Below are 6155 nucleotides of genomic sequence, written 5' to 3'. Positions count from 1 at the left end.
CGCGGCCGGAGGTCGCTCCTGCCCGCGTGGCCTCCAGCCGCACGCTCTCCCCACGCAAGCCCCTGCCGCATCGCGAACCCGCGCCCGCACTGGCGGACGCGGAGTGGCAGACCTTCTGAGCAACCACGAGTCGCCCATGACCGCGCCTGACATGCCATTGGTCCGACCACCGGGCATGTCGGCCTCAAGCGAACGCGTCCGTGGCCGATATCTGATCCCGCCTGGAACCAACGGATGGCGCATGAGCCCCGACTTTCCTCCCCATCGCCGCCATGCCCGCCCGATCCTCGCATCGGGGCGGTGCTCCTTGCGCGGTGACAGGGCATGAAAGCATCCGTGTACGCGCCCGCCTCGGTCGACACCGCATTCGATCTGCTGTTCCAGACCCTGGAGCAGTCCAACGACGCGGTACTCGTGCTCGACGAGCGCAATCGCATCGTGCTGTTCAATACCGCCGCCGAGAAGCTCTGGGGCGTGCCGCGGACGCAGGCGCTGGGGCAGCCGCTGCACCACTTCCTGCCTTGTCCGGTCGAAGGTGGCGCTGATCTGCCCGACCACGCCTGCGCCGCGCATTGGATTGGCGGCCATCGCGAGGTGATGCTGGAACGCGGCGACGGCCGCCGCATCACCGCCTCGCTGACGATGTCGCCGGTCGAAGCCGGCGGCCGCCAGTTCCACACCGCCGCACTGCGCGACTTCACCGACGTGCGCCTGCAGCGTGAGCGCATGCGCCAGCTTTCGCTGGTGGTGGATCGCAGCGACAACGCCATCTTCGTCAGCGCACCCAACCGCCAGGTCCTGTACGTCAACAGCGGCTTCACCCGCATGCTGGGCTACGAGCTGGAAGACCTGCGCAACCGCAAGCCCAGCGAAGTGCTTTCCGGCCCGCACACCGAGCCGCAGTTGGGCGACCTCATCGAGCGCTCGCTCGCGCTGTCGGAAGGCATGCAGACCGAAGTGCTGCTCTACACCAAGAGCGGACGTCCGTTGTGGGTATCGGCCGCGATCAATCCGGTCCTCGATGACGACGGCCGCACCATCGGGTTGGTCAGCGTGCTGACCGACATCACCCAGACCAAGGCCCACCAGGTCCTGCATCACAAGGTGCTGGACGCGATGGTGCGCGAGCAGCCGGTGGCCGACGTGATGACCCTGATGTGCCGGGAAGTCGAGCGCATCGCCCCGGAAGTCGCGGTGTCCGTGCTGGCGGTGGATGGCGATGGCCGGCTGCGGCCGCTGGCCGCGCCCAGCCTGCCGGCCGCGCTGGTGGCCGCCAGCGATGGCCTGGCGATCGGACCGCGCGTGGGCGCCTGCGGCACCGCCGCCTGGCGCGGCCGCCCGGTGCACGTGCCGGACGTCGCCACCGATCCGCTGATGCTGGGCTTCCGCGATCTGCTGCTCGGCAACGGCCTGCATGCCTGCTTCTCCAGCCCGATCAAATCCAGCAGCGGGCGCGTGCTCGGCACGCTCTGCTTCTACTATCGGGAACGGGGCGAGCCCAATGATCTGCACCGCCGCATCGCCGACACCTGCCTGCACCTGTGCGCGCTGGCGATGGAACGCGAGCAGACCAACGAGCGGGTCCACCAGCTCGCCTTCTACGACACCCTGACCGGCCTGCCCAACCGGATCATGTTCAGCGCCAAGGCCGAACAGGTCCTGGCCAACTCCGCCCAGTTGAGCGCCCAGGCGGCGGTCCTGTTCATCGACGTGGATCGCTTCAAGCGCGTCAACGAGGCGCAGGGCCACGCCGCCGGCGACGGCCTGCTGCGCGACATCGCCGCGCGCCTGGCCGAGGAACTGCCCGGCCCCAACCTGATCGGCCGCCAGGCTGGCGACGAGTTCGTCGCGGTGTTGCCGCAGTGCTCGACCGAACAGGCCGCCAGCGTCGCCGAACGCCTGCTGGGCGCCATCGCGCGCCCGGCCACCGCCGGCGTGATGACCCTGCATCCCAGCGCCAGCATCGGCGTGGCGATCTATCCAGACGATGGCCGCGACATCGATCTGCTGCTGCGCCACGCCGACATGGCGATGTATCGCGCCAAGTCCGACGGTGGCGGCAGCGTGCGCTTCTTCAGCGGCGACATGAACCGGGTCGCGCAGGAACGCGTATCGCTGGAAACCGCGATGCGCGAGGCGTTGCTGGCCGACCAGTTCAGCCTGCACTACCAGCCGCAGATCAGCGGCGGCGGCGAACCCACCCTGTATGGCGTGGAAGCGCTGCTGCGCTGGGAGCATCCGGAGCTGGGCACCGTGCCCCCCTCGCGCTTCGTGCCGGTGGCCGAGGAATGCGGCCTGATCGCCGACCTCAGCCTGTGGGTGCTGGAACACGCCTGCGCGCAGATGGCCGACTGGCGCGGTCGTGGACTGCGGGTGCCCCGGGTGGCGGTGAACGTCTCGGCGATCAATTTCCGCGATCCGGATCTGTCGCTGCAGATCGCCAGTTGCCTGGATGCCCACGGCCTGCACCCGGACGATCTGATCCTGGAAATCACCGAGAGCGTGATGCTGGATCCCAATCCGGACGTGCTGGAGAACATCGAGGCGATCTACGTGATGGGCGTGCGCCTGTCGCTGGACGATTTCGGCACCGGCTACTCCAGCCTCAGCCACCTGCACCGACTGCCCATCTACGAACTCAAGCTCGACCAGAGCTTCGTCCGCGACATCGACAGCAGCGCCATCGCCCGAACCCTGACCACCTCGGTGCTGCGCATCGGCGAGAGCCTGAGCATGAAGGTGGTGGCCGAGGGCGTGGAAACCGGCGCGCAGCATGCGTTCCTGGCCGAACAGGGCTTCCCGGTGCTGCAAGGCTACCTGTTCTCCGCGCCGCTGCCCGCGCCGGCACTGGAGCACTGGCTGGGCAACAACGACTACGTGACGATGCCGGCGTCCGGGGACGAGGCCGCGCACGCGCCATGAGCGCCGTCCCGCGCACGCCGCCGGTGCAGCGGTTGCCGGCGGCGTATTCGCTCACACCGCACCTCATCTATCCGCATCGGCTGTACCTGCTGCATGTCATCGCCAGCGCGCTGGCGCTGGCGGCGATGGTGCCGGCGATGTGGACGCTGCAGGTCTCGTCCGGACACTGGATCAGCACCTTGCTGATCGGCCTGGGCTGGCCGCACCTGGCGCGCTGGCGCTATCGCCGCAGCCGCCATCCCAACCGCGCGGAGATGCAGAACGTCCTGGTCGATGGCGTGCTCGCCGGGATGGCGCTGCCGCTGATCGCGTTCAACCTGCCGATCAGCGCGGCGCTGCTCGCGGTGACCTGCTTTGCCGCCATGTTCGGCGGCGGCCCGCGCCTGCTCGCGGGCAATCTGCTGGCCTTCGCGCTGGGCGTGCTGGTGGGTATTCCCATCTACGGCCTGCACTGGTTGCCGGGGCTGGACGGGCTTTCGTTCCTGGCCAGCTTGCCGCTGGCGTTGCTGGCGCCGCTGGCCCTGCTGCACGTCGGCTACGACGTCACCCGCGGCCTGCACCACCGCCGCAACGAACTGGAACTGCGCGGCTGGCACGACGGGCTGTCCGGGTTGTTCAACCGCAGCCACTGGGAAGACACCGTGCGCGCGGAATTCGCCCGCAGCCGCCGTACCGGCCAGCCCGCCACGCTGGTGCTGGCGGATCTGGATCACTTCAAGCAGATCAACGATCTGTACGGCCACGCGGAGGGCGATTCCGTGATCCGCCGGTTCGCGGATCTGCTGCGCACCAATCTGCGCGACATCGACGTGCCCGGACGCTACGGCGGCGAGGAGTTCGGCATCCTGCTGCCGCTGACGCCGCTGCCCGAGGCGATGGAAGTGGTCCGCCGGCTGCACCGGCGCCTGCACGAGGCGCCGCTTTCACGCCATCGCACCATCACCGCCAGCTTCGGCGTGGCCGAGCTGTCCGCCGACATCGACAGTCCGGAGACCTGGATCCGCCAGGCCGACCTGACCCTGTATCGCGCCAAGTACGACGGCCGCGACCGCATCGCCGAACGCAGCGCCGCGCCTGCCGCTTCCTCCGCAATCGACGGCACCCCGCCGCGTTCGCCGCCACGTTCGCCCTTGCGCCCGGCGCTGTCGCCGCGCGAACCCGCGGTGCTGGCGCAGTTGCTGCAGGGCATCGACATCGCCGATACCCCGGTGGCGATGTACAACCCGGACGATCAGTTGGTGATGGCCAACGACGCCTACATCCGCCTGCACGGCATTCCACCGGGCGTGGTCCGCTTCGCCGACGTCATCCGCCATGCGCATCGCCTGCGGCAGGGCGTGGCATTGGACAGCGATCCCGAAACCTGGCTGCGGGACATGCAGCGGCAGCGCCGTCGCGCGCCACGCCGGCTGTTCCCGGTGACGACCCTGGACGGGGTCCGCTTCCAGGGCATCGAGGTGTGTTTCAACGACGGCTGGATCCTGACCACCCTGGTGGCCGCCGCACCGACCGGTCTGGCCAGTCCAGCCTGACGCAAAAATGTGACGCCGTCCGCGAACACGCGGGCCGGCGCCCGCGCCGACTCAAGTTCGCCCCGGAGGGGCCGATGACTGCCTTCAAGACGCCTTCGGCGTCATCGATTGTCCCTTCCCGGAGAGCACCCATGAAGATCGCCACCCTCGTCACCCTGTCGGCCGCCGTCGTGGGCGCCGCCCTGCTGCTGCCGGCCGAGCGCGCCAACGGCCAGGCCCAGATCACCGACGCCATCCCGGCCGACAAGGCGGTGCGTTTCGCCGGCCGCGACGGCACCGTCTGCGGCAAGGTCGGCAAGGCCCGTTTCGCCGAAAACTCCGAAGGCACCCCGACCTTCCTGTACATGGGCGGCGACTTCCCGCGCCACACCTTCACCGCCCGCATCCCGGGTTCGGACCGCGGCAAGTTCAAGCCCGCGCCGGAAACCCTGGAAGGCAAGGACGTGTGCGTGATCGGCAGCATCCAGCGCGACAGCTCGCGCGCCGAAATCGTGGTGACCTCGCCGAGCAACCTCAAGCTGGCATCGATGCGCTGATCGCCCGTTCCCGTCGGCGGCGCCGCGCTGCGGGCCGCCGGTGTCCCCTTCCTTCGCCAGCCACTCCGCCCGCGACGTCGTCCGCCCCGGACCGAGGAAACCTTTCATGCAGTGGATCCAGAACCTCCGCCTGACCCAGAAGATGATGCTGGCCTTCGGCATCGTGCTCGTGCTGATGCTGGTGCAGGGCGTCTCCTCCTTCATCGGCCTGAAGTCGCTCAACGGCGTGACCCGCGAGATGGCAGACAACACGCTGCCCAGCGTGAGCACCGCGGGCGCGCTGCGTGGCCTGATCGGCGAATACCGCGCCACCTCCTTCACCACCCTGGTCCGCGCCAGCGACGCGGTGAAGAACGATGCGCGTGGCCGCGCCAAGCGCATCCATGGGGAGATCGACAAGGCCATCGCCGCCTACAAGCCGCTGATCTCCACCGCCGCCGAGCGCAAGGCCTACGAGGCCTTCGTGGCCGACTGGGGCAAGGCGTACAAGTCCTACCAGGACGTCAACGAGATGCTGGAGCTGGATCTGCAGGACGACGCCATCGATACCTTCATCGGCGGCACCTGGAATGCGCACGCCAAGGCGGCCGCGTCGCTGGATGCCCTGCTGAAGGAAGTCAACCGCCAGACCGCCGTCACCGCCCGGAACTCCGCCAGCACCTACACCGCATCCAGCTCGCTGTTGCTGATCATGCTGGTGGCCGGCATCGTCGGCGGCCTGGTCCTGGCCTGGTTCTTCGCCCGCGCCATCGCCCGCGCGGTCGGCGAGGCCGTGCGGGTGGCCAACGACGTTTCGCGTGGCAAGCTGGACGGCAGCATCGACACCTCGCGCAAGGACGAGGTCGGCGAACTGCTGGCCTCGATGCAGCGCATGCAGCACCAGGTGCAGTCGGTCATCGCCGCGCAGTCGGAGATGGCGCAGCGCCATGACGAAGGTTCCATCAGCTACCGCATGGACGACAGCGCGTTCCCGGGCGAGTACGGCCGGATGGTGCGCGACACCAACGCGCTGGTCGCCTCGCACCTGGAAGCGATCGGCAGCGCGCAGCGGATCATGCAGCGCTATGCCATCGGTGATCTGAGCCCGGACATGGATCGCCTGCCCGGCGAGAAGGCGACGCTGACCGAAACCATGGACGCCACCAAGGCGAGCCTGTCGGCCATC

Annotated in this window: 4 protein-coding genes; all 4 read left to right on the top strand. The window is 68.9% G+C overall.

Annotated features, from left to right (window positions below):
* The first annotated feature begins 324 nt into the window (after positions 1–324).
* Positions 325–2922 carry an EAL domain-containing protein gene (locus tag IQ458_RS19280; RefSeq protein WP_203323824.1) on the top strand — a complete coding sequence of 866 codons (2598 nt, stop codon included), beginning with the start codon at positions 325–327 and terminating at the stop codon, positions 2920–2922.
* On the top strand, positions 2919–4454 hold the full coding sequence (locus tag IQ458_RS19275; RefSeq protein WP_203323823.1) for a diguanylate cyclase: 1536 nt from the start codon (positions 2919–2921) through the stop codon (positions 4452–4454). Before IQ458_RS19280 ends, IQ458_RS19275 begins: the two co-directional genes overlap by 4 nt.
* Positions 4455–4585: 131 nt before the next feature.
* Complete coding sequence (locus IQ458_RS19270; RefSeq protein ID WP_183637007.1) at positions 4586–4990, top strand: hypothetical protein; 405 nt, start codon at positions 4586–4588, stop codon at positions 4988–4990.
* A gap of 106 nt (positions 4991–5096) precedes the next feature.
* A partial coding sequence (locus IQ458_RS19265) for an MCP four helix bundle domain-containing protein (RefSeq protein ID WP_203323822.1) occupies positions 5097–6155 on the top strand: 1059 nt, incomplete at its 3' end.

It is taken from the genome of Pseudoxanthomonas beigongshangi, assembly GCF_016820515.1.
Lineage (GTDB): Bacteria > Pseudomonadota > Gammaproteobacteria > Xanthomonadales > Xanthomonadaceae > Pseudoxanthomonas_A > Pseudoxanthomonas_A beigongshangi.
Note: the sequence above shows the minus strand (reverse complement) of the source record. Positions and strands in the feature narration are given on the sequence as shown.

Excerpts from the sequence above, each read along its gene's own strand:
- IQ458_RS19280 (WP_203323824.1), top strand. The coding sequence starts at position 325 with ATGAAAGCATCCGTGTACGCGCCCGCCTCGGTCGACACCGCATTCGAT.
- IQ458_RS19275 (WP_203323823.1), top strand. The coding sequence starts at position 2,919 with ATGAGCGCCGTCCCGCGCACGCCGCCGGTGCAGCGGTTGCCGGCGGCG.
- IQ458_RS19270 (WP_183637007.1), top strand. The coding sequence starts at position 4,586 with ATGAAGATCGCCACCCTCGTCACCCTGTCGGCCGCCGTCGTGGGCGCC.